The organism is Vreelandella venusta, from assembly GCF_044809155.1.
Classification (GTDB): domain Bacteria; phylum Pseudomonadota; class Gammaproteobacteria; order Pseudomonadales; family Halomonadaceae; genus Vreelandella; species Vreelandella venusta_B.
In genome coordinates this window covers 522,111-543,450 of the sequence record NZ_CP085241.1, presented here as the reverse complement: position 1 = coordinate 543,450, position 21,340 = coordinate 522,111, and the positions used below count along the sequence as shown (strand labels likewise).

Annotated in this window: 20 protein-coding genes and 2 tRNA genes; 4 read left to right on the top strand and 18 right to left on the bottom strand. The window is 56.7% G+C overall.

What is annotated here, in order from left to right:
* Positions 1 to 10: 10 nt before the first annotated feature.
* From LG301_RS02670 to ampD, 6 genes are all read right to left on the bottom strand, one after another.
* Positions 11 to 736, bottom strand: a complete 726-nt coding sequence (locus tag LG301_RS02670) for a class I SAM-dependent methyltransferase (protein ID WP_404473185.1) — start codon at positions 734 to 736, stop codon at positions 11 to 13.
* A complete protein-coding gene (tsaB, locus tag LG301_RS02665; RefSeq protein WP_404473183.1) occupies positions 733 to 1,431 on the bottom strand; it encodes a tRNA (adenosine(37)-N6)-threonylcarbamoyltransferase complex dimerization subunit type 1 TsaB in 699 nt (232 codons plus the stop codon). The genes LG301_RS02670 and tsaB overlap by 4 nt, the downstream gene beginning before the upstream one ends.
* Before the next feature lie 109 nt (positions 1,432 to 1,540).
* Complete coding sequence (gene adk / locus LG301_RS02660) at positions 1,541 to 2,194, bottom strand: adenylate kinase (protein ID WP_263066112.1); 654 nt, start codon at positions 2,192 to 2,194, stop codon at positions 1,541 to 1,543.
* 237 nt (positions 2,195 to 2,431) lie between these two features.
* The gene (gene aceF / locus LG301_RS02655) at positions 2,432 to 4,447 is read right to left on the bottom strand and encodes a pyruvate dehydrogenase complex dihydrolipoyllysine-residue acetyltransferase (protein ID WP_404473181.1); all 2,016 of its coding nucleotides are present in this window, start codon (positions 4,445 to 4,447) and stop codon (positions 2,432 to 2,434) included.
* 58 nt (positions 4,448 to 4,505) lie between these two features.
* A complete protein-coding gene (gene aceE / locus LG301_RS02650; protein ID WP_404472006.1) occupies positions 4,506 to 7,178 on the bottom strand; it encodes a pyruvate dehydrogenase (acetyl-transferring), homodimeric type in 2,673 nt (890 codons plus the stop codon).
* A gap of 418 nt (positions 7,179 to 7,596) precedes the next feature.
* Entirely contained in the window at positions 7,597 to 8,172 is a 576-nt protein-coding gene (gene ampD, locus LG301_RS02645; RefSeq protein ID WP_404475149.1) for a 1,6-anhydro-N-acetylmuramyl-L-alanine amidase AmpD, read from the bottom strand.
* 78 nt (positions 8,173 to 8,250) lie between these two features.
* On the opposite strand from ampD, the gene nadC reads away from it, so the two are divergent.
* Positions 8,251 to 9,105, top strand: coding sequence for a carboxylating nicotinate-nucleotide diphosphorylase (gene nadC, locus LG301_RS02640; RefSeq protein ID WP_404473179.1), 855 nt, complete (start codon positions 8,251 to 8,253; stop codon positions 9,103 to 9,105).
* A gap of 5 nt (positions 9,106 to 9,110) precedes the next feature.
* Here the strand turns inward: nadC and LG301_RS02635 are convergent, their stop codons facing one another.
* On the bottom strand, positions 9,111 to 9,638 hold the full coding sequence (locus tag LG301_RS02635) for a GNAT family N-acetyltransferase (RefSeq protein WP_404473177.1): 528 nt from the start codon (positions 9,636 to 9,638) through the stop codon (positions 9,111 to 9,113).
* A 119-nt stretch (positions 9,639 to 9,757) separates the two neighbouring features.
* Between LG301_RS02635 and tsaA the strand changes: the two genes are divergently transcribed.
* Complete coding sequence (tsaA, locus tag LG301_RS02630) at positions 9,758 to 10,495, top strand: tRNA (N6-threonylcarbamoyladenosine(37)-N6)-methyltransferase TrmO (RefSeq protein ID WP_404475147.1); 738 nt, start codon at positions 9,758 to 9,760, stop codon at positions 10,493 to 10,495.
* 11 nt (positions 10,496 to 10,506) lie between these two features.
* Here tsaA and purC read toward each other — a convergent pair whose 3' ends face one another.
* From purC to dapA, 3 genes are all read right to left on the bottom strand, one after another.
* On the bottom strand, positions 10,507 to 11,223 hold the full coding sequence (purC, locus tag LG301_RS02625) for a phosphoribosylaminoimidazolesuccinocarboxamide synthase (RefSeq protein WP_404473175.1): 717 nt from the start codon (positions 11,221 to 11,223) through the stop codon (positions 10,507 to 10,509).
* A gap of 31 nt (positions 11,224 to 11,254) precedes the next feature.
* Positions 11,255 to 12,253 (bottom strand): outer membrane protein assembly factor BamC, encoded by a 999-nt coding sequence (bamC, locus tag LG301_RS02620; protein ID WP_404473173.1) that lies wholly within the window; start codon positions 12,251 to 12,253, stop codon positions 11,255 to 11,257.
* A gap of 80 nt (positions 12,254 to 12,333) precedes the next feature.
* Complete coding sequence (dapA, locus tag LG301_RS02615; protein WP_404473171.1) at positions 12,334 to 13,218, bottom strand: 4-hydroxy-tetrahydrodipicolinate synthase; 885 nt, start codon at positions 13,216 to 13,218, stop codon at positions 12,334 to 12,336.
* A 257-nt stretch (positions 13,219 to 13,475) separates the two neighbouring features.
* On the opposite strand from dapA, the gene LG301_RS02610 reads away from it, so the two are divergent.
* The gene (locus tag LG301_RS02610; RefSeq protein ID WP_404473169.1) at positions 13,476 to 13,952 is read left to right on the top strand and encodes a peroxiredoxin; all 477 of its coding nucleotides are present in this window, start codon (positions 13,476 to 13,478) and stop codon (positions 13,950 to 13,952) included.
* A gap of 64 nt (positions 13,953 to 14,016) precedes the next feature.
* On the opposite strand, the gene LG301_RS02605 is transcribed toward LG301_RS02610, so the two are convergent.
* Positions 14,017 to 15,141, bottom strand: a complete 1,125-nt coding sequence (locus LG301_RS02605; protein ID WP_404473167.1) for an AI-2E family transporter — start codon at positions 15,139 to 15,141, stop codon at positions 14,017 to 14,019.
* Positions 15,138 to 15,389: a sulfurtransferase TusA family protein gene (locus LG301_RS02600; protein WP_404473165.1), complete on the bottom strand. Its 252-nt coding sequence runs from the start codon at positions 15,387 to 15,389 to the stop codon at positions 15,138 to 15,140. Before LG301_RS02600 ends, LG301_RS02605 begins: the two co-directional genes overlap by 4 nt.
* A gap of 164 nt (positions 15,390 to 15,553) precedes the next feature.
* Between LG301_RS02600 and LG301_RS02595 the strand changes: the two genes are divergently transcribed.
* Positions 15,554 to 17,014 (top strand): M48 family metalloprotease, encoded by a 1,461-nt coding sequence (locus tag LG301_RS02595; protein WP_404473163.1) that lies wholly within the window; start codon positions 15,554 to 15,556, stop codon positions 17,012 to 17,014.
* Positions 17,015 to 17,088: 74 nt separating this feature from the next.
* Here the strand turns inward: LG301_RS02595 and nadA are convergent, their stop codons facing one another.
* The 6 genes from nadA to LG301_RS02565 form a co-directional block, all read right to left on the bottom strand.
* Complete coding sequence (nadA, locus tag LG301_RS02590) at positions 17,089 to 18,117, bottom strand: quinolinate synthase NadA (protein ID WP_404473161.1); 1,029 nt, start codon at positions 18,115 to 18,117, stop codon at positions 17,089 to 17,091.
* Positions 18,118 to 18,401: 284 nt separating this feature from the next.
* Positions 18,402 to 18,477, bottom strand: a tRNA-Lys gene (locus LG301_RS02585).
* Positions 18,478 to 18,528: 51 nt separating this feature from the next.
* A tRNA-Lys gene (locus LG301_RS02580) sits at positions 18,529 to 18,604 on the bottom strand.
* A gap of 116 nt (positions 18,605 to 18,720) precedes the next feature.
* Complete coding sequence (gene rluB / locus LG301_RS02575) at positions 18,721 to 19,590, bottom strand: 23S rRNA pseudouridine(2605) synthase RluB (protein WP_263066132.1); 870 nt, start codon at positions 19,588 to 19,590, stop codon at positions 18,721 to 18,723.
* A complete protein-coding gene (gene scpB / locus LG301_RS02570; RefSeq protein ID WP_404473159.1) occupies positions 19,577 to 20,377 on the bottom strand; it encodes an SMC-Scp complex subunit ScpB in 801 nt (266 codons plus the stop codon). Before scpB ends, rluB begins: the two co-directional genes overlap by 14 nt.
* A complete protein-coding gene (locus tag LG301_RS02565) occupies positions 20,374 to 21,333 on the bottom strand; it encodes a segregation and condensation protein A (RefSeq protein ID WP_404473156.1) in 960 nt (319 codons plus the stop codon). The genes scpB and LG301_RS02565 overlap by 4 nt, the downstream gene beginning before the upstream one ends.
* Positions 21,334 to 21,340 lie beyond the last annotated feature (7 nt).

The window sequence follows — 21,340 nt, the reverse complement described above, 5'->3', positions numbered from 1 at the left end:
TTGAGAAACGTTAACGGGTTAGCGAACGATGCACGTAAAGATCGTAGCGGCTCGTTTTTCCCTCAAGGGTATGCTGTGGGGCAGGCCCGGTAATGGGCGGCGCCTTACGAGGCCGCTTAACCACAACCCGATGCGTTGCCACATCCAGCGCTGCCTCCAGCAGCCTAGGAGCGTCATTATCGTCGCCGGCCAGCTCTCGAAACAGGCGCATCTCTTTTTTCACTAGCGCAGACTTTTCGCGATGGGGAAACATCGGGTCAAGATGAATAACCTGAGGGTCAAACTGCGCATCGGCTACCAGCTCAGCCAGGGCATTGGCGGCATCACCATGGCGCAGCTGCATACGTGCCGCAATCGCGGCGGTCTCTTCCGCTTGCGCCGCTCTAGCAAGGCCATCGTTTAGCAGCGCCGCAATCGCCGCTACGCGCTCTATTAACAGCACCTTTGCACCTAAGCTTGCCAGCACAAACGCATCGCGTCCTAGCCCTGCGGTAGCATCCACAATGCTTGGCGTTGCTCCTTTGGCTAAGCCACAGGCTTTCGCTACCAGCTGCCCCCGGCCGCCCCCAAACTGGCGTCGGTGAGCCGCCTTTCCCGCGACAAAATCAACGCTTAGCGGTTTGCCATACTGCTGCTCGTTCCCGGCAAGGGCTAGCTGGCCTTCATACTGGGCCAAGGTAAGCCCTGAAGGTAGCACTAAGGTTTCAGGCCGTACGCGCCACGAGCTGTCACTCATGCGGGCTTTTTCCACGCCACATCATTACGCAGGTACACCGGCTGGGCTTCATGGGCCACCTGTCCCAAACCAGCCTCTAAATCACGCAAGCCAAGCCACGCCATCTCTTCGGCCCTCGGTTCAAGATCACTAAGGTACTGAGTCATGTTGGCTTGCACGTCGGCAGTAAACTGCTCCCATAAGCTAAACCCTGAACCAACGCCCACCCAGTCGGTTTCATCTGAGGGCAGGTGCAACCTTTCCGGTGCCAACACGGCCTCATCGCTTTGGCGGCTAACGCTATCGTTTAAACAGTGCCAAATCGCCACGTAGATTTCCCCCATACGCGCATCCAGCGCGGTGACGACATGGCGAAAATGGTAGCGGCGATGAGCCTGAAGCGCGAGTGCTTCCAACGTGGAAATGCCCAGCAAGGGACGATCCAACCCAAATGCTAAGCCCTGGGCCGTACCTGCTGCGATGCGCAGGCCCGTAAACGAGCCGGGGCCACGCCCAAACGCCACCGCGTCTAGCTGCTGGGGAGAGACTTGCGCCTCTGCCAACACGTCATCCACCATGGGCATCAGTCGACGCGTGTGGGCGCGCGGGGTTAACTCAAAACGCGCAATACATTCACGCTCTGCTCCCTCTTGGCGTATTAGCGCGGCTGAACAGGCGCTGGAAGAGGCATCCAGCGCGAGTAGGAGTGATGGCATAGCAGTTTCATACTCAGTAGAAATAGAGAGGCATTATACCGCTGCAGAGCCTTAACGACGATGGCCCGCACAGAGCGGGCCATCGTCGTTAATACAGGGCACATATCGCTTAATTGAGTGCTTCTTTTACCTGACGAGTGATATCAGCCACGCTGCCGATTCCCTCAACGCGATGGTACTGGGGAGCGGTTTGCGGATCTTCTTTGGCCCACTGCTGATAGTAATCAACTAACGGGGCGGTCTGGTCGTGATACACCGACAAACGATTACGCACGGTAGACTCTTGATCGTCTTCACGCTGAATCAGCGCTTCACCGGTCACGTCATCTTTACCCGGCTCTTTAGGCGGATTGTGTTCAACGTGATACACGCGTCCTGACGCCGGGTGCACGCGGCGTCCCGCTAAACGGTTAACGATTTCTTCGTCAGGAACGGCTATTTCCAGCACATGGTCGAGCTTCACGCCGCCCTCTTTCATGGCATCCGCTTGAGGGATCGTGCGGGGGAAACCATCGAATAGAAAACCATTGGCGCAATCTGGCTGGCTGATGCGCTCTTTCACCAAGTCAATAATGATGTCATCGGAAACAAGGCCACCGCTATTCATAATCTCTTTTACTTTTAGGCCCAGCTCAGTCCCATCTTTGATTGCCGTGCGCAGCATATCCCCGGTGGAAATTTGGGGAATCTTATACTGCTCACAAATAAACTGAGCTTGAGTTCCCTTGCCCGCCCCTGGGGCACCCAACAGGATTAAACGCATGGCACTGCTCCTTGAATGATCGCAATAGAATAAAATAATGAGTCGACAATAACCGTGCCGTAAAGACGACACAACTCTCCAAAAGCCTGAAAGGCGCTTTTTTTATTACTTTTTTAAGTTAAAACAGTAAAGTGGCCGTTTCTTGTACTTTGGTCACCCCTGTTTTTAGGCGCTAATAGGCTACAAACACACACGGCGCCCCAATGGGCGCCGTGTGTCGTTCTACTTTATAACGGTTTACAGCAAGAGCCGCCGAATGTCGGTCAACACATCCGCCAGGAAGGCGGTAAAGCGTGCTGCATCGGCGCCGTTAATCGCGCGGTGATCATAGGAGAGCGACAGCGGCATCATCAAACGCGGTTGGAAGGCACTGCCATCCCACACCGGCTTCATCTGCGCTTTCGACACGCCCAAGATCGCCACTTCCGGTGCATTAACGATCGGCGTAAATGCGGTACCACCAATCGAGCCAAGGCTCGAAATGGTGAAGCAGCCACCGGTCATTTCGTCACGCTTAAGTTTCTTAGTTTGCGCTTTCTTGCCTAACTCCGCCATCTCCTTGGCAATCTCAATCAAGGATTTCTGATCGGCGTTGCGCACTACCGGCACCATCAGGCCATCCGGCGTATCCACCGCGATACCGATGTGCACGTAGTTTTTCCATACCAGCGTATCGCCATCGCCTTTCAGGCTGACGTTGAACTGGGGGAATTTACGCAGCGCAAAGGCACACGCTTTGACCATAAACGGCAGCGGCGTAAGTTTCGCGCCCTGAGCTTCGGCCTCGGCCTTCATGGCTTTGCGGAAGTTCTCAAGCTCGGTGATATCGGCTTCGTCGAACTGGGTCACGTGGGGTACGTTGAGCCAGCTACGATGCAGATTGGTCGCGCCCATTTTGAGCAGACGACCCATCGGCTTCTCTTCCACCTCACCAAACTGGCTGAAGTCGACCTCTGGAATCGGCGGAATACCCGCACCGCCCGTCGCCGCTGGAGCTGCCGCTGATGCTTTGCCTTGGTTAGCAATTGCCTGCTTCACGTAGGCCTGCACGTCCTCTTTCAGCACGCGGTCTTTCGGGCCGCTGGGCTTCACGAGGCCAATATCCACACCCAACTCACGGGCCAGCATGCGTACCGCTGGGCCTGCGTGCACCAGCTTACCATCGCGCGGCTTATGGGATGCCATTTGCGCTTCGGGGCTTGGCGTGCCTGCTGGCGATTGAGCCGGCTTGGCACTCGATGGGCTAGCGCTACTTTGCGGTGCCTTTTCAGGCGCTGCTTTTTTCGGCGCCGCCTTTTTGGTACCGGCGACTTCGATATAACCGATCACGTCGCCTTCAGAAACGGTGTCGCCCTCTTTCACGGTCAGCTCTAGGAGCTTTCCTTTATAAGGGCTTGGCACGTCCATGGAGGCTTTGTCGGATTCTAAGGTGATCAGCGGGTCTTCTTCGTTAATCTCATCACCGGCAGCCACACCGATTTCAATGATCGGCACGTCAGAAGAGCCGGATAGGTCCGGCACGCGAATCTCTTTACGCTCCGGCTCGCCGCTACCGCTCTCCTCTTCGGCACTCTCTTCCTCAACCGCTTCTTCCGGCGCACTGCTGGCGGCGGATTCGGCTGCTTGAGCGGGCGCCTCGTCTTCGTCACCACCGTCGCCCGCGATCTCCATCTGGCCGATCACGTCGCCTTCTGAGACCGTGTCGCCCTCTTTGGCGGTGAAGCTGACGATCTTGCCGCTGTACGGACTCGGCACGTCCATGGAGGCTTTGTCGGACTCCAGGGTGATCAGGGTGTCTTCGGCGTTAACCTCATCGCCTTCGCCCACGGCGACTTCGATGATTTCCACGCTGTCGGAACCGCCCAGGTCCGGCACTTTAATATCGACCGTCTGCTTGCCGCCGCTGGCTTTTTTGGCCTCGGGTGCAGGCGCTGGTGCTTGCGGTGTCTCGTTAGAGGCTTCTTTCGGCGTATCTTCTTTGGCTGGCGCGTCGTCGTTACCGGCATCGCTGCCGCTTTCAACGTCCAGCTCGACGATGTCGTCGCCTTCGGAGACGGTGTCGCCTTCTTTGACCAGCACTTTGAGCACCTTGCCGCCTTTCGGGGCGGGCACGTCCATGCTGGCTTTGTCGGATTCTAGGGTGATTAGGGTGTCTTCCGCTTCAATGACGTCGCCTTCTGACACCGCAATCTCGATGATTTCGACATCGGTATCGCCACCGATGTCGGGAACTTTGATAATTTCGCTACTCAAGGTCGCGCTCCTTCCAAATCGGATCGAGCCGGCGGGCACCTGCCCGCCGGGCAGCGGTTTAGCTGGTCAGCGGGTTGGGCTTGTTGGCGTCGATGCCGTACTTCTTCAGCGCCTCGCCGACGTGCTTACGATCAATCTCGCCCCGGTCGGCCAGCGCACGCAGCGCGGCGACGGTGACGAAGTAGCGGTCGACTTCGAAGAAGTAGCGCAGCTTCTCACGGGTGTCGGAGCGCCCAAAGCCGTCCGTGCCCAGTACGGTGTACTCAGAGGGCACCCAGGCGCGGACTTGATCCGCATACAGCTTCATGTAGTCGGTGGAGGCAATCACCGGGCCGTCGCGGCCTTCCAGGCACTTCGTGACGTGGGGCTTGGTGGCCTCGGCGTCAGGGTTCAGGAAGCCTTCACGCTCCAGCAGCAGCGCTTCGCGGCGCAGCTCGTTAAAGCTGGTGACGCTCCAGATGTCGGCGCCAATGCCCCAGTCTTTCTCAAGCAGCTCGGCGGCGGCTTCGACTTCGCGCAGGATGGTGCCGGAGCCCATCAGCTGCACGCGGCCTTTGTCGCCCTTGGTTTCACGCAGCAGGTACATGCCTTTGATGATGTCGTCGGCGGGCACCGTCTCGAGGGCGGGCTGCTCGTAGTTTTCGTTCATCACCGTCAGGTAGTAGAAGCAGTTCTCTTTATCCGTGAACATGCGCTTCAGACCGTCCTGCAGGATGACCGCGACTTCGTGGGCGTAGGTCGGGTCGTAGCTGCGGCAGTTGGGGATGGTGGAGGCTTGAATCAAGCTGTGGCCATCCTGGTGCTGCAGGCCTTCGCCGTTGAGCGTGGTGCGCCCGGCGGTGCCGCCGACCATAAAGCCACGGGCTTGCAGGTCGCCGGCGGCCCAGGCCAAGTCACCAATGCGCTGGAAGCCGAACATCGAGTAGTAGATGTAGAACGGCAGCAGGGTGACGTTGTTGTTGCTATAAGAAGTGGCCGCGGCAATCCACGCGGACATGGCGCCGGCTTCACTGATCCCTTCTTCGAGAATCTGGCCTTTCTGATCCTCGCGGTAGAACATGATCTGGCCTTTATCCACCGGCTCGTACTTCTGCCCTTCGGAGGTGTAGATGCCGAGCTGGCGGAACATGCCTTCCATGCCGAAGGTGCGCGCTTCGTCGGGGATAATCGGCACGACGTGCTTACCGAGTTTCTTATCCTTCACCAGGCCGTTGAGCACGCGCACGAACGCCATGGTGGTGGAGACTTCACGGCCTTTGGAGCCGCCCATCTGGGACGCAAAGGTTTTGTCTTCGAGGCCGGGGATCTCCAGCGCCTCAAAGTCGCTGCGCCGGCTGGGCAGGTAGCCGTTTAAGCGCTCGCGCTGCAGGTGCATGTACTTAAGCTCGGGAGAGTCCTCTTCCGGCTTGTAGTAGGGCACCTCTTTGAGCTGTTCGTCGGTGAGCGGAATACCGAAGCGGTCGCGGAATTTACGCAGCGCTTCGTACTCCATGCTCTTGACCTGGTGGGACTCGTTGGCGGCTTCGCCGTCGCCGCTGCCCATGCCGTAGCCTTTGACGGTGTGCGCCAGGATGACCGTGGGCTTGCCGTTGGTTTGGTTCACGGCTTCGTGGTAGGCCGCGTAGACCTTGAACGGGTCGTGGCCACCGCGGTTGAGCTTCCAGATATCCTCGTCGGAGAGGTCTTTGACCATTGCTTCGGTTTCGGGGTACTTGCCGAAGAAGTGCTCACGGGTGTAGGAGCCGCCGTTGGCCTTGTAGTTCTGGTACTCGCCGTCGACCGCTTCGTCCATGCGCTTTTGCAGGACGCCCTTCTTGTCCTTCTCGAACAGCGGATCCCAGTGACGCCCCCAGACGACTTTGATGACGTTCCAACCGGCGCCGCGGAACACGCCTTCGAACTCGTCCATGACGCGGGAGTTGCCGCGTACCGGGCCGTCCAGGCGCTGCAGGTTGCAGTTGATGACAAAGATCAGGTTGTCGAGGTTCTCACGGCCGGCCAGCGAGATGGCGCCCAGGGATTCCGGCTCGTCACACTCGCCGTCGCCCATAAAGCACCAGATCTTGCGGTCGTGCATGTCTTTTAGCTCACGGTGATGCAGGTACTTCATCACGTGGGCTTGGTAGATCGCCTGGATGGGGCCAAGGCCCATGGAGACGGTGGGGAACTGCCAGTAGTCCGGCATCAGCCACGGGTGCGGGTAGGACGAGAGACCATCGCCATCGACTTCGCGGCGGAAGCGGTCCATCTGCTCTTCCGACAGGCGGCCTTCCAGGTAGGAACGGGCGTAAATGCCCGGCGCCACGTGGCCCTGAATGTAAATCAGATCGCCTTCAAAATCGCCTTTGGGGGCGCGGAAGAAGTGGTTAAAGCCCACGTCGTACAGCGTGGCCGACGACATAAAGCTGGCAATGTGCCCGCCCAAGCCTGGGTTAGCGCGGTTGTTGCGAATCACCTGGGCAATGGCGTTGTAGCGGATCAAGGAGCGAATGCGACGCTCCATGAACAGATCGCCGGGCATCGGCGCTTCGCGGTGAACCGGAATCGTATTACGGTGCGGGGTTGTCACCGAGAAGGGTACCTTCATCCCGTCCCGGCGCAGGCGATCCGCCAGGCGGGTCATCAGGTAACGGGCACGATCTTCGCCCTCACGATCCAGTACCGATTCCAGGGAGTCCAGCCACTCCGTGGTTTCGACCGTATCGAGATCTTCTCTTGTCTCCAGACTCATAGAGGTCTCTCCGAATGACGATAAATGACAATGAGCCCCGCTAACCCATGGGGCCTGGGGCGGCTGCGGTGTTTAGCCACCACAAGCCAATAAACAGCCGGCGCATGTGCGCCGTGCAGGGGTTTTCGTTCTACATTCAATGAGCTACACGCTTTTAAATGTAGTAAAGCTACAAAAATGTCGTAAAAGTTAGCCTTTTGTATATGCGAAGATACCGCAAAGTCGTCACTCTGCCAATTCCAACACGCGGGAAAAGTCTATCGAAAACAAACTACTGCACCGCAACATAAGAAAAATTCTATGCTTTAGTCGCAGCTGACTGGCGCGCAAAAATGTAGCCAAACTACCGTTTGTTTTACTTGCAGGTGAAGTACTTAATTAATTTTCCAACCTTCCTAAGCCCATTTATAAATCAACATTACAGCACGCTCTTTGGCCCTAGCTGCTGGTAAAAATAAGCCCAATCAAACGTTGGCCCGGGGTCCGTTTTTCGAAGCGGCGCTACATGCGCATGACTGGTAATGCGCGACCTATCTAGTAATGGGTAGCGCGACATCAGCCAATGTGACGCGGCCACCAGCGATTGATACTGCGCTTGTGTGAAAGGCGTTATGTCATCACCTTCCAGCTCTATGCCCACTGAAAAATCATTTAATGCCGTTCGCCATGCGTGTTGGCGCCTATCCCACCAGCGTGAACGCCCAGCATGCCAAGCGCGATGATCCGTATCAACAAACTGTACACAATGCCCATCGCGACGAATTAAGACGTGCGCGGAAACGCGCAGGTGAGCAACCTCCGAAAAAAAAGGGTGCTCGCCCGGAACTAATTGATTGGTGAACAGGGCTTCAATCGCACCACCGTTAAACTGGCCTGGCGGAAGGCTAATCGCATGAATCAACAGCAGCGACACCTCGTTGGTTGGTCGACGATCATAGTTTGGCGATGCCACCTGTCTCGCCGTTTCCCAGCTGCCGGTGGTTTCATTATTCATCACGAGCACACGCTCCTCTACGTTGACGCTGACTTTCACTATAATGCGGTTCACACTTGATGACGCCCAGAGACCCCCATGCATTATCAAAACGCACTTGCCGAAGAGATCCGTTCCAGCGCCGCGCAGCTGTTAGCCGAAGACGTTGGCCCAGGCGATATTACCGCGCAGTTGATTCCTGAGAATCAGTGGGCCACCGCTAAAGTGATATCCCGAGAGAAGGCGGTGCTGTGCGGCGTTGCCTGGGTGGATGAGATATTTCGTCGCCTGGATAGCCGCGTCACCCTGCGCTGGCAAGCGGCAGATGGGGACACGCTCGTTGCAGAACAGTGTTTCTTAGAGCTGGAAGGCCCTGCCCGCAGTCTGCTCACCGGCGAACGCGCTGCGCTTAACGTGCTGCAAACGCTCTCCGCCACGGCAACGGCAACACGCCGTTACGTCGACTTAATTGAAGGCACCGGCGTTCGTTTACTCGACACCCGTAAAACGCTACCCGGCATGCGACTTGCCCAGAAGTACGCGGTGACCTGTGGCGGCGGCCATAACCACCGTCTTGGCTTATGGGATGCGTTTTTAATCAAAGAGAATCACATAGCGGCTTGCGGGGGTATCCAAGCTGCCGTTGCACAGGCCCGCAAGCTGGCAAGCGATATTCCCGTTGAGGTAGAAGTGGAAACCTTTGAAGAGCTTGATCAAGCATTGGCCGCTGGTGCCGACATTATTATGCTCGACAACTTTGCCTTGGAAGATTTGCATGTTGCAGTGGAAATTAACGGCGGTCGTGCAACGCTGGAAGCGTCTGGCAATGTGGATGCGACGACGTTAAAAGCCATTGCTGACACAGGCGTAAACTGCATTTCCAGCGGCGCCCTGACCAAAGACGTGCAGTCCATCGACCTCTCTATGCGAATTACCCAAACCTTTAACGTCTAACCCGCTCAGGTTTCCACCGCGTTTAACGGCTTTGTCATGCGGTAACGTTTTAGACGCTCACCGCTACGCTCTACCCACTGCTCGCCGTGGTCGACAAACCCTCGGCGAAGCAACCGCTCATAGAGCACCAGGCTGGCTTCAATTTCCACATAGGATTGGCCCTGTTCCAACAGGAGGCGCTCGGCGTGAATCAGCAGCGTGGTGCCAATCCCCCGCCCGCTTAGCGAAGGCCAAACGTACAGCGTCTCGATACGCCCGGTGGTTAAATCCAGCTCTAAAAAGCCCACACAGCGTCCGTCGCAGGTTGCCACCAAGGTGGTATAAAGCGCCTGGCGAGCAGCCCACGCACTCGCTTCCCGTGGCAGCGCATTCGCCCAGGCACGGCGCTCGCTCAAGTCATAATGCGTGGCGGCCCCCTGCATCACTGCGTGATAAAACACCTCGGCTTGATCGGCAGCGTCTCGCGCTAGACCCGCGCGATATACGACACGCGTCTTCGAGGCAGGCGCTTTAGACTCTTCAATTTTCGTCATGCGTCACCTCTGAGCTGTTGGGCTATCGTTCGATGCATCATTCAAGCAGGCTTAGGCCATGGAGCTGCTTTATACTACGCCCACTACTTCTCAATCTACTCTTACAAGAGGCAATCATGATGGATGACGGCCCGCACGGCGAACACTTTTCGATCACGCCCATTGGCTATATCGAAAGTGACTACCCCGATAAATTCGGTGTGCCCCGCCAGCCAGGGCTAGCGCCCGACGCTCATGCTAGTCTCGTATTGATGCCACCTTACAACGACCCCCTCACCGTGCGCGGCTTAGAAGACTTTAGCCACCTATGGGTATCGTTTATTTTCCACCAAAGCCCGACACGTTGGACGCCATTAGTGCGCCCACCCCGCTTGGGCGGCAATCGTAAAGTCGGCGTGTTTGCCAGCCGCAGCACCCATCGGCCGAATCGGTTAGGTCTGTCGCTGATCGAACTAGGTAAAATCGACACATCTGACGGGGTGCGCTTGCAGCTTGTAGGCTGCGATTTAGTCAGCGGCACTCCTGTGGTCGATATTAAACCCTACTTGCCTTGGGCTGAGGCAAAACCCGATGCAAGGGCAGGCTTTGCGCCGCATGCCCCCGACCGGCTTTCCATCCGCTTCAGCCAAGACGCTCAGATAAGCCTCGCCGCTCGGGCCGACGGCACATCACTCCGCGCACTCATCGAGCAGGTGCTGGGGCAAGACCCACGCCCTGCCTACCAGCGCAATGGCGCCAGCGAGCGTACTTACGGCGTGCGGCTGCGGGATGTCGATGTAAAGTTCCGCGCTATTATAAAACCAGGTGCTAAAAACAATGCCACCACCTTAGAGGTGGTGGCAATCGACCCACTTTAGGTTAGCTATCGCTATGCGGGAAAGGTAATCCCCAAGCGACGACCCACTTCTTCGTAGGCTTCAATAACTCCCCCCAACCCCTGGCGGAAGCGGTCTTTATCCAGCTTCTCGCGGGTATTGGCATCCCACAAACGGCAGCCATCCGGGGAGAACTCGTCACCCAACACCACTTCACCCTTGAACACACCAAACTCAAGCTTGTAATCCACCAGCAGCATATCGCCCTCAGCAAACAGCTGTTTGAGGATGTGGTTCACTTTAAAGGTCAGCGATTTCATTTTTGCCAGCTGCTCGGGGGTCGCCCAGCCAAAGGTTTCCGCCAGCGACTCATTGATCATCGGGTCGCCCTTCTCATCGTTTTTCAAAAACAGTTCAAAGGTCGGCGGGGTCAGGGCAGCGCCCTCTTCGACGCCTAAACGCTTAACTAGGCTGCCAGCAGCGATATTACGTACAACACATTCAACCGGGATCATCTGCATTTTTTTAACTAAGCTTTCGTTGTTAGAAAGCTGCTTTTCAAAATGCGTAGGGATTCCTCCCTCTTCCAAGCGCTGCATAATGAACGCATTGAAGATGTTGTTCACCATCCCCTTTCGGGCTAACGCCTCTTTCTTTTTGCCGTCAAAAGCGCTGGTATCATCACGAAAGTGAAGTACCAGTACGTCAGGGTCGTCAGTGGTATAAACAGATTTTGCCTTACCGGCATAGAGTTCTTGGCGCTTTTCCATGGGGACTCCGAAAAAGGTGCAACATTAAAAATTAACGTAAATAGCCGGAGACACGCTCAAGCAACTCGCGCTGATCATCGGCACTCAAGCGACGCTCGCTGGCGTTGATCGCTCGTAGTATGGTTTGGTCACCATTCGGCTGCAGAGCTAGGCGAATTTCCTGAGACATACGGCGCACATCTGGGCTAAAGACGATTTGCAGCGGGTTGCGACCACGCTCACTTTCCGTCATATATTCAACTAAGAACTCGTAGTTTTCCGCAGAGGTGTCGAGCAAATCACGCTGACCTTCAACGCTAAAATCGAGCGCCAAATAGTGATTTAGCTCGGCCCAAACACGGTCAACAGGCTGGGGGATCACTACTTGCCACTCGTCGCCCTGCTGACGTATCTGCAGCGATTGCTGACTGGCCAAGCGCTGGGCGGTCCACGAGGAGGATGCACTAGCGCTTGCACTGCGCGCGCCTAGATACTGCTCTAACGCGTCAAGACAGTTGGCCTGCGTTTGTCCGCCTTGCTCGCAGCGGACTTCACTGCTGCCAGCACGTAACGCGCTTTGCAAACGTAGCGTCGCCTGGGAGGTTTCAATAATGCCCTGGTTGGCATTGCTCTGCTGCACACCTAGCTGGCGGCTAAGGGCGAAAGCCTCTAACTGCGGCCACACGGCGCCGGTTTCAGCGGCGACAACTAGCCACGACTGGTTACCTACCTGGCGGCGCTCCACGTAGTCGGGTTCTAAACCGCTACCCACCGTCAACGACTGCGGCGGCGCGATGTCTGCTGCGCTCTCAACCCGTGTACCCTGAGTCGCTACTTGTGGCACCGGCATGACATCACGGTAACGCTGGGTATTGCGAGTTTCAGGCAGCACTAAAGGCGGTGCAGGGGCAGCTTCGGTGTAATCCAGATTACGATCGTGGTAATAACCATCGCGCGCGCAGCCAGCAAGCGCAACCGCCGTTGCCAGTGCCAGCGGTATCCACTTAAGCACACGTTTCTCAAGCACAGGTTTTTTCAGCACAGGGCTCATCAAGCCACCTTAACAGTCAACAAATTAGATACTCGGCGGGCCAAGGCCTAACGCCGAGTAGCAAGGGGTATCGCGCCGTGTTACTCCTCTACAACGCCTGCAAGCTGCAGCGCCTCGCTGACGGTGCCATGGTACTTCTCCGACAGCCATGTCAGCGGCAGGCGAATACCTGCGTCCATATAGCCCATACGATGCAGCGCCCATTTTACCGGAATCGGGTTGGACTCGATCCCTAGATTCGTATGCAGCGGCATCAGGCGCGTGTTGAGTTGGTGCGCTTTATCGGCATCACCCGCAATGGCTGCCGCACATAAATCGTGCATCGCTTGCGGGGCAACGTTGGCGGTCACGGAGATATCACCATGCCCCCCCATCAACATAAAGTCACACGCCGTCGCGTCATCGCCTGAGTAGAGCATAAAGCCACTGCCCTTCAAGCGATTGATTAGATCTTCGGCACGCTCAAGGTTCCCGGTGGCATCTTTTAGACCGATGATATTATCTACCTCGGCCAAGCGCAAAACGGTCTCATTGTAGAGATCAGAGCAGGTGCGGCTGGGCACGTTGTAAAGAATTACCGGCAGCTTACTGCCCTCAGCCACTGCCTTAAAGTGCTGGTAGAGCCCTTCCTGGGTGGGCTTATTGTAGTAGGGGCACACCGACAAGCAGTAGTCAGCACCTACTTCACCGGCGTAGCGCGCCAGTTCCACCGCTTCAGATGTAGCGTTGGCGCCGGTGCCTGCAATGACGGGGATTCGGCCCTTCACCTCTTCAACCACGCTACGAATCACGTCAAAATGTTCAGCAAATGACATGGTAGTTGGTTCACCCGTGGTGCCCGCTGCGACAATGGCATCGGTACCGTTGTCGAGGTGGAAATTCACCAGACGACGAAGCGCCTCCCAGTCGATGTCACCATTGACCTTCATCGGCGTCGCCAGGGCGACAATGCTACCTGTGATCATCCGTTTTTCCTCACCTGCAAAATGTTGAAATCAACCAACCACATGCGACGCGATAACGTACATAGCGCTAAAACGTAGCACTGACACGTTTAGGAGCATGAACAGCCCCGCCCACAAACACCAAATGGTACTCAGGCGACCCAAGCCTGTACAGCGTAAAGCGCAGTGAGTTTACCTATCTTGGGCGATCAGCTTTGACAGGCGGGCTGCACTTGCGTGTAATTCTGATTGAACGTTACCCCACATTAGGAGCTTGTATGTCAATTGAACTTGGCCAACCAGTCGCTGACTTTTCTGCCACAGCCACGGGCGACAACACCATTACGCTTTCAGCGCTTAAAGGCAAGCAAGTCGTCATCTACTTCTACCCAAAAGCCAGCACGCCGGGTTGCACGACGGAAGGAGGTGATTTTCGCGACCGTAAACATCAGTTTGATGCGGCTAATACAGTCATTATCGGCGTTTCTCGGGACGGCCTTCGTGCCCAGAAGAACTTCAAAGCAAAGCAAGACTTTAACTTCGAGCTCATTTCCGACAAAGATGAAAAGGTTTGCCAGCTATTTGATGTCATCAAGCTAAAGAAAATGTACGGCAAGGAGCATTTGGGCATTGAGCGCAGCACGTTCTTAATCGATAGCGAAGGTAAACTCGCCAAAGCGTGGCGCGGTGTCAAAGTGCCGGGCCATGTTGATGAAGTGTTAGCCGCTGCTGAAGCTTTGCACGCCGAACACTGAGAAGACGTTTCCTAGCGAGCATGTGCGCCCCACCCTCTTAGCGGGCAGGGGCGCCAGTCGTCCGTCAAGGCAGCTCTTGTTCCGAGTGATTCACTTGCCCCGAATGTTTCAACAAGCGGTTCTCCTCCTGCTCCTTGATGCCTCTCGGCCAAGCATACACCAACGCCTTGAGCAGCGTGGCTAGCGGTATCGCAAAAAAGATCCCCCAAAAACCCCATATACCACCGAAAAACAGCACGGCAACAATAATCGAAACCGGGTGGATATTGTTGGTTTCTGAAAACAGTACAGGCGCCAACACGTTACCGTCCAACGCTTGAATCACACCGTATGCCACCAGTACGTAAGCAAACTGCTCGCTGATCCCAAAATGAAAGCCTGCAACGGCTGCCACCGGAAGCGTAGCGACCGCCGCCCCAATGTAAGGAACCAATACCGAAAGCCCCACTAACACTGCCAGCAGCGCCGTATACGGCAAGCCAAAGAAAGCGAAGGTAAAAAACGCCACGCTGCCTACAATGATAATTTCGATAAATTTACCGCGGATATAGTTGGCAATCTGAGTATCCATCTCATGCCAAATGCGTGTTAGCAGCGTGCGCTTTTGTGGCAATAATGAAAGCGTAAAACCCACTAACGCTTCGCGATCCTTAAGCATGAAGAAAACCAAGATAGGCACCAATACCAAATAGATAATCAGTGCCATCACGTTGCCAAGCGAAGCTAACGAGAGCGTTAATGCACGCTGCCCAAGCTGGCTGATTTCACGTCCGGCAACGCCAATCCAGCTCTGCATTTGGTCAGGGGTAATTAAATTTGGATAGCGAGCCTGCAGTTCATCCAGCCACCCTTGGCCACTGGCAAACATACGCGGCATTTCCTGAACAAGCCCAACCAGCTGGTTCCAAATCAGCGGCATTAAAATAAATGCCAGCGTTAGCAGCACACTGATAAAGCCCAAAAACACAATAATCACGGATAACAGATGCGGCACACTTCGTCGCGTTAATCCGTTCACCACGCCTTGTAGCAGAAATGCCAGCACGAGCGCCGTAAAAAACGGTGCCAGCATGCGGCCAAACCAGATGATGGCCGCAAAACCCGCCACTAGAACCAACAGAAGAATTAACGCCTCTTCGTCTGAAAAGTAACGCTCAACCCAACTTTTCAGAATCGTGCGCATGGTCATGAGTGTATATTCCCTGCTTTACGTATCCAAAAAAAGTACACATCGTCTCGCTGTTCACGCTGCTCAAGCACGTGGGCGCTTTGCTCGGTAAACGATGCCATATCCCGCCAGGCGCCTGCGTCGGTTGCACGCACCTCCAACAGCTGGCCCGGCGCAAGCCCTGAAAGCGCCTGTTTTGCCTTCAATAACGGTAGCGGACAGTGCAGCCCACTTGCATCCAGTATTAAATCAGGGGTTTGCCCAGCCATAACCTCTCCCTCAAAATGCTGCCGAAATATGGCATTGTTACATAAACTATTTTTTCGTGATGCTCGCCGTTGAGTTGATTTAACGGCACTTCCCTGTCTGAATCAATGTCACAGGTTGTTAGCTGCGCCTAATACATGACGCCAGTTTCACTAATGAGGATGCCATGCCGCACCTTCGCACGATTTACCCACGCTGGGCCTTAGCACTTTTTTTGGCGCTCAGCACGGCGGCTGTTAGCCCACCGGGGCACGCCATTGATGACTACCAACTACCTAGCTTGGGTGGTGCGGCCACCTCAGTCAGTAACGAAGAGTATCGTTTAGGCCGGGCGTGGTTACGCCAGTTTCGCGCCCAGGCCCCCCAGTGGCAGGACCCTATCGTTAATGACTACGTGCAGGGCCTCATTGCCCGCCTCGCCCCCCACAGCCAACTCGGCAACTTGCAAACGACAATCGTCATGGTCGACAACCGCTCACTGAACGCGTTTGCGGTTCCCGGCGGCGTGGTTGGCATTAACTCTGGGCTGTTTGCTTTTGCCGAAGATGAAGGCGCCTTCGTGTCAGTGCTCGCCCACGAGCTTGGTCACTTATCTCAGCGCCATTATGCCCGCGGTAGCGCCCGCGCCGAGCAGACTCAGCTGCCCGCTATGGCTGCTATGCTTGCCGGTATGTTAATAGCCGCAAGCGGCGGTGGCGATGCAGGCCTTGCCGCCGCTATGGGTTCTCAAGCAGCATTGATTCAAGACCAGCTTAGCTACTCCCGCCGCTTTGAGCAGGAAGCCGACCGGATTGGCCTTCAAGCCATGGCCAATGCAGGCTACGACCCCGAGGCGATGGTGCGTATGTTTGGCGCCATGCAGCGCATGGCGCGCTTGCAAGGAGGCACGCCTCCCGAGTTTCTGTTGAGCCACCCGGTCTCCGATAGCCGTTTAAGCGACGCCCAGGTCCGCGCATCACAGCTCCGCGTTGCCGACACTTACACCAGCAACACGCTGTACGACATGATGCGCGCCCGGGCACTGCTAAGCATTTACCACAACACGCCCCAACAGGCCGCCTCCCGCCTTGCCCAGGAGGACGCCGAAGAACCGGCACAGCGCTATCTAGGGGCACTCATCGCGGCGCATAATGGACAGACGGATAGCGCCCTCAATACTCTCGATCAGTTAGCCCGCGAGCTGCCTGATTACAGCATGCTGCCCGCATCAGCCGCCAGCATAGCGCTTGACGCTCAGCGCTACGACGCTGCCATTACCCGCAGCCAACGGCTGCTACGGCTATCGCCCAACTACTTACCTGCCCAATTAGTGCTGGCCGAAGCTCAACTCCAGCGAGATCCAGACGCCGCTTACAACCTGCTCAGAGAGATAACTGCACGCCACCCGGAAAACCCCCAAGGGTTTAGCCTACTGGCAGAAGCGGCAGGCCGTAGTGGCGATAACGGCTGGGGGCACTTAGCGCGAGCAGAGCACTTACAGCTAACAGGAAGAATTGATAGCGGCATTCGTCAGTTAAGTATCGCCAAAGATGCCGCACGGCAGGAGAACGACCAGCAGGCACTGGCACGTATCGAGCAGCGTCGTGAAGCGTTTCTTGAGTACCGAGCGGCGCTGGAGAAGTTTTGAGGCCGCTAACAACACAGCCCGAACGCTAAACGCATTCGGGCTGTAACATGTAAGCTGTCGTTATGCGCTAAACATTAGGCGTTAAAGTTCAGCATACGCTCCAGCGGCTTTAACGCCTGCTGACGCAGCGCTTCATCTACGAAGATTTCGCCACTGCCATGACGCAGCGCACCGGCCAAGTTATCCAGGGCGTTCATGGCCATCCACGGGCAGTGGGCACAGCTACGACAAGTCGCGCCATTGCCCGCAGTGGGTGCCTCAAACAGCGTTTTTTCCGGCACCGCTTGCTGCATTTTGAAGAAAATACCCCGGTCGGTAGCGACAATGAGCTGCTCATTGGGCAGCGTTTGGGCGGCTTTGATCAGCTGAGAGGTTGACCCGGCTACATCCGCCAGTTTGACGACCGAAGCCGGCGATTCGGGATGGACTAGCACGGCCGCATCGGGGTAGAGGCGCTTAAGATCCTCAATACCTTTGGCTTTGAACTCTTCATGGACGATACAGGCGCCGTCCCACATCAGCATATCGGCGCCGGTTTTCTTCTGAATGTAGCCACCCAGGTGCTTATCGGGCGCCCAAAGGATTTTCTCGCCCTTGGCCTGCAGGTGTTCAATCACCTCCACCGCAATGGACGACGTAACCACCCAGTCGGCCCGCGCTTTTACAGCGGCAGACGTATTCGCGTACACCACCACCGTACGATCCGGGTGTGCATCGCAGAAAGCGCTGAATTCATCAATGGGGCAGCCAATATCCAGCGAGCAGGTGGCCTCTAGCGTTGGCATTAGTACGCGCTTTTCTGGCGAGAGAATTTTTGCCGTCTCTCCCATAAAGCGAACGCCTGCAACCACCAATGTCGTCGCATCGTGACGAGCGCCAAAGCGGGCCATTTCCAGGGAGTCAGCAACACAGCCGCCGGTCTCTTCCGCCAGCTGCTGGATAGCATCATCGGTATAGTAATGCGCAACTAACACCGCGTTGTGGGCATGAAGCAGCTGCTTAATTTCATCAACCCGCGCCTCATCCTCTGCAGGAATACGGGTGGGGCAGTAAGGGCTGGGGAGCGGAGCGTCGAGCTCAGCTTGGGAAGTCATAATAGTCATCGCGTCTACCACTGTGACGAACAGGGAATCCCCCTGTTAAACATCAGTCACGGCGTATGCACTCCGCACGCGCCGCTCTCGATGCGACGGGCCGCTGCGTCTCTCGCGGTGGCGCGCCGCTCTGGCCTCACTTATACGACCAGCGCTACCGTGGTGTCGCCGGCAGCTAAAACTTGGACTATTGTGGTGGACAATTGTTGCTCACTGCAAGCAGAAAGTTCGTGCGGGCGCCGGTCATCACATGCAAAACGCCCCTGGCAGCAAGCTGCCAGGGGCGTTAAATTTGGTGGGTCGTGTAGGATTCGAACCTACGACCAATTGATTAAAAGTCAACTGCTCTACCAACTGAGCTAACGACCCAAATTTTTGCTGCGCGCTGATGGAAAACGTAGCGCTAGAACTCAGTTCGAATGGTGGGTCGTGTAGGATTCGAACCTACGACCAATTGATTAAAAGTCAACTGCTCTACCAACTGAGCTAACGACCCCCTCGAACGGATGCATATAGTACGGATACAGCTTGTCGATAGCAAGCATTTTTTATCTTTGGTCTATAAACATCCGCTGCTTAAGCGCTATTCTGAAGTGCTATTCTTAAGCGCTGTTAACGACGCTTTGGCTTACGCATGGCCTGAACAGGACGACGCTTGTGTTTATCACGGCTCCAGCGGTTCTTCTCATCCGGCGTTAATTCAGGCACTTTGCGAGTTTCTAAGTTCGCCAGTGTTGCCAAATCATCCACTTCATCCTGAGACAGCTCGACCCATTCACCGGCTTTGGCGCGCTTATCGAGGAAAATATTGCCATAACGCACCCGCTTCAGACGGCTAACCGTCAGCTCCTGGGACTCCCACAGGCGACGAACTTCGCGGTTACGGCCCTCTAGAATCACCACGTGGAACCAGGTATTGATACCTTCACCGCCGAACTCCTGCACGTCGGTGAAACGCGCCGGGCCATCTTCGAGCATCACACCGTCGACCATGGCGACGATGTGCTCGCGCTTAACGTCTCCCATGACGCGTACCGCGTACTCACGCTCTACTTGTGTAGAGGGGTGCATCAGGCGGTTGGCCAGCTCACCGTCGGTGGTGAACAGCAGCAAACCGCTGGTGTTGATGTCCAAGCGGCCAATGGCAATCCAACGCTCGCCTTTCAGGCGCGGTAGGCGCTCAAAGACCGTGCGGCGGCCTTCAGGGTCTTTACGGGTGCACAGCTCGCCTTCCGGCTTGTTGTACATAATCACCCGGCGCGGCACTTCCTCTTCCGGGCGCAGTGTCACCGGGCGGTCATCAAAGCTGACCTTGTCCCGTGCTTCTACCCGATCACCCAACTTAGCCACTTTGCTATTGACCTTCACACGGCCATCAGAAATAGCGGTTTCCATTTCACGGCGGGAGCCTAGGCCTGCGCGGGCGAGGACTTTCTGGAGCTTTTCGCTGGTGGGGGGCGTGGTGTTGTTACTCTGACTCATGGTCGTCTGACCTCACATCGTTGGTCTGCGTGCGCGCGTCGTCATGTTGGCGCTGCGCACGTGCCGCGAGCCGTGCCTCTAAATCGGCAAAACTCAGCGGCTGGGTTAACGCCGTCTCGGCGTGGGGGTCGGCTGCTTCAGCCGAGGTAGTGTCTTTACTCTGGGGTGGCGCATCCTGCACGCTTTGCGCCGTTTCGTCCAGTGCGGATGGCAGATTTTGTTCGGCTGACGCCTCCTCCGAGGACAGCGCTTCGTCATCTTCGCCATTCACCAAGGTATGCATAGGCGGCAGCGCATCCAACGTTTTCAGGCCAAAGTCATCCAGGAAGCTGCGCGTGGTGGCATACACGGCGGGGCGGCCCGGTACGTCCCGGTGCCCCACTACACGTATCCAGCCGCGCTCCATGAGCGTGCGCACAATCGAGCTGCTAACGCTCACGCCGCGCACCTCTTCAATATCACCCCGCGTGACCGGTTGGCGGTAGGCAATTAGCGCCAGCGTTTCCAACAGCGCCCGAGAGTAGCGCTGGGGGCGCTCGTCCCACAGCCGCGATACCCAGTGGGCCAAACGCGGGCGAATGCGTAGCTGGAAGCCAGAAGCGGTCTCGACCAGCTCCAGCGCACCGTTATCGTGGCGCAGCGCCAATCGCGACAGCGCTTCTCGCAGCGCCTTTCGGGAAGGGCACTCATCGGCCAGGAATAGCGTTTCCAGGCGCTCCACGGGCAGCGGCTCCCCCGCAGCCAGCAGCGCCGCTTCAATAATATCGTCTAACGTGGTGTCTCTCACCGCGACTCCTCGTCAGGTTCAAACGCGGACTCTTCAAATGCCGAGACGGCATCGCCCTGCGCCTCTTTCGAGCGCTCGAAAGCATCCTCTTCCTCATCGGCCAGCGCCGCTTGGCGGGCGCGCACGTGAATGGGCGACAGCGGCGCGTTTTGAACAATCTCAATCATGGCTTCTTTCGCCAGCTCTAAAATGGCCATAAAGGTCACCACCACACCGGCCCGACCCTCCTCCAGGGTGAACAGCGCCTCAAAGGGGGTGTAGCGCCCGCTCGCGCCATCCTGGCTAAGCTGCTCCATGATATGCAGCATCCGTTCGCGGGTGGAGAGCACTTCCCGACTAATCTGATGAGCCTGGGCCAGCTCTGCGCGCTTGAGGATATCGGACAGCGCCCCCAGCAGCTCATCAAGCTCCACATCGGGATGAATCATTCGGGTTTCCAGCGGCGGCAGGCCCGCCTGCACGCTGAACCAGTCCCGGCCGACCCTGGGCAGCGTATCCAACGCTTCGGCTGCCTCTTTTAGGCGCTCGTACTCCTGCAGGCGTCGAATCAGCTCGGCGCGGGGGTCCTCCTCCTCCTCGCCTTCCGCTTTCGGCGGGCGCGGCAGCAGCGTCCGGGATTTAATCTCCGCCAGCATGGCAGCCATCAGCAGGTACTCCCCGGCCAGTTCGATCTCCATGGCTTTCATTAACTCCACGTACTCGATGTACTGATGGGTAATGGTGGCCACGTTAATGGTCAGAATATCCAGATTTTGGCGTCGAATTAAATACAGCAGCAGATCCAGCGGCCCTTCGAAGGCTTCCAAAAAGACCCGCAGCGCTTCGGGCGGAATGTAGAGGTCTTCAGGCAACTGGGTGATGGGCTCATCGAACAGACGCCCAAGCGCCTCCACGACCGGCTCGGCCGTCGATTGAGTCACGTCTTGGTCTGGCGCTGCGCTGGGCGTCTCGCTCACGCGGGTC

What these genes read in the sequence shown, in the direction of transcription:
- LG301_RS02670 (WP_404473185.1), bottom strand. Translation starts at nt 736, where the DNA reads ATGAGTGACAGCTCGTGGCGCGTACGGCCTGAAACCTTAGTGCTACCT.
- tsaB (WP_404473183.1), bottom strand. Translation starts at nt 1,431, where the DNA reads ATGCCATCACTCCTACTCGCGCTGGATGCCTCTTCCAGCGCCTGTTCA.
- adk (WP_263066112.1), bottom strand. Translation starts at nt 2,194, where the DNA reads ATGCGTTTAATCCTGTTGGGTGCCCCAGGGGCGGGCAAGGGAACTCAA.
- aceE (WP_404472006.1), bottom strand. Translation starts at nt 7,178, where the DNA reads ATGAGTCTGGAGACAAGAGAAGATCTCGATACGGTCGAAACCACGGAG.
- ampD (WP_404475149.1), bottom strand. Translation starts at nt 8,172, where the DNA reads ATGAATAATGAAACCACCGGCAGCTGGGAAACGGCGAGACAGGTGGCA.
- nadC (WP_404473179.1), top strand. Translation starts at nt 8,251, where the DNA reads ATGCATTATCAAAACGCACTTGCCGAAGAGATCCGTTCCAGCGCCGCG.
- LG301_RS02635 (WP_404473177.1), bottom strand. Translation starts at nt 9,638, where the DNA reads ATGACGAAAATTGAAGAGTCTAAAGCGCCTGCCTCGAAGACGCGTGTC.
- tsaA (WP_404475147.1), top strand. Translation starts at nt 9,758, where the DNA reads ATGGATGACGGCCCGCACGGCGAACACTTTTCGATCACGCCCATTGGC.
- purC (WP_404473175.1), bottom strand. Translation starts at nt 11,223, where the DNA reads ATGGAAAAGCGCCAAGAACTCTATGCCGGTAAGGCAAAATCTGTTTAT.
- bamC (WP_404473173.1), bottom strand. Translation starts at nt 12,253, where the DNA reads ATGAGCCCTGTGCTGAAAAAACCTGTGCTTGAGAAACGTGTGCTTAAG.
- dapA (WP_404473171.1), bottom strand. Translation starts at nt 13,218, where the DNA reads ATGATCACAGGTAGCATTGTCGCCCTGGCGACGCCGATGAAGGTCAAT.
- LG301_RS02610 (WP_404473169.1), top strand. Translation starts at nt 13,476, where the DNA reads ATGTCAATTGAACTTGGCCAACCAGTCGCTGACTTTTCTGCCACAGCC.
- LG301_RS02605 (WP_404473167.1), bottom strand. Translation starts at nt 15,141, where the DNA reads ATGACCATGCGCACGATTCTGAAAAGTTGGGTTGAGCGTTACTTTTCA.
- LG301_RS02600 (WP_404473165.1), bottom strand. Translation starts at nt 15,389, where the DNA reads ATGGCTGGGCAAACCCCTGATTTAATACTGGATGCAAGTGGGCTGCAC.
- LG301_RS02595 (WP_404473163.1), top strand. Translation starts at nt 15,554, where the DNA reads ATGCCGCACCTTCGCACGATTTACCCACGCTGGGCCTTAGCACTTTTT.
- nadA (WP_404473161.1), bottom strand. Translation starts at nt 18,117, where the DNA reads ATGACTATTATGACTTCCCAAGCTGAGCTCGACGCTCCGCTCCCCAGC.
- rluB (WP_263066132.1), bottom strand. Translation starts at nt 19,590, where the DNA reads ATGAGTCAGAGTAACAACACCACGCCCCCCACCAGCGAAAAGCTCCAG.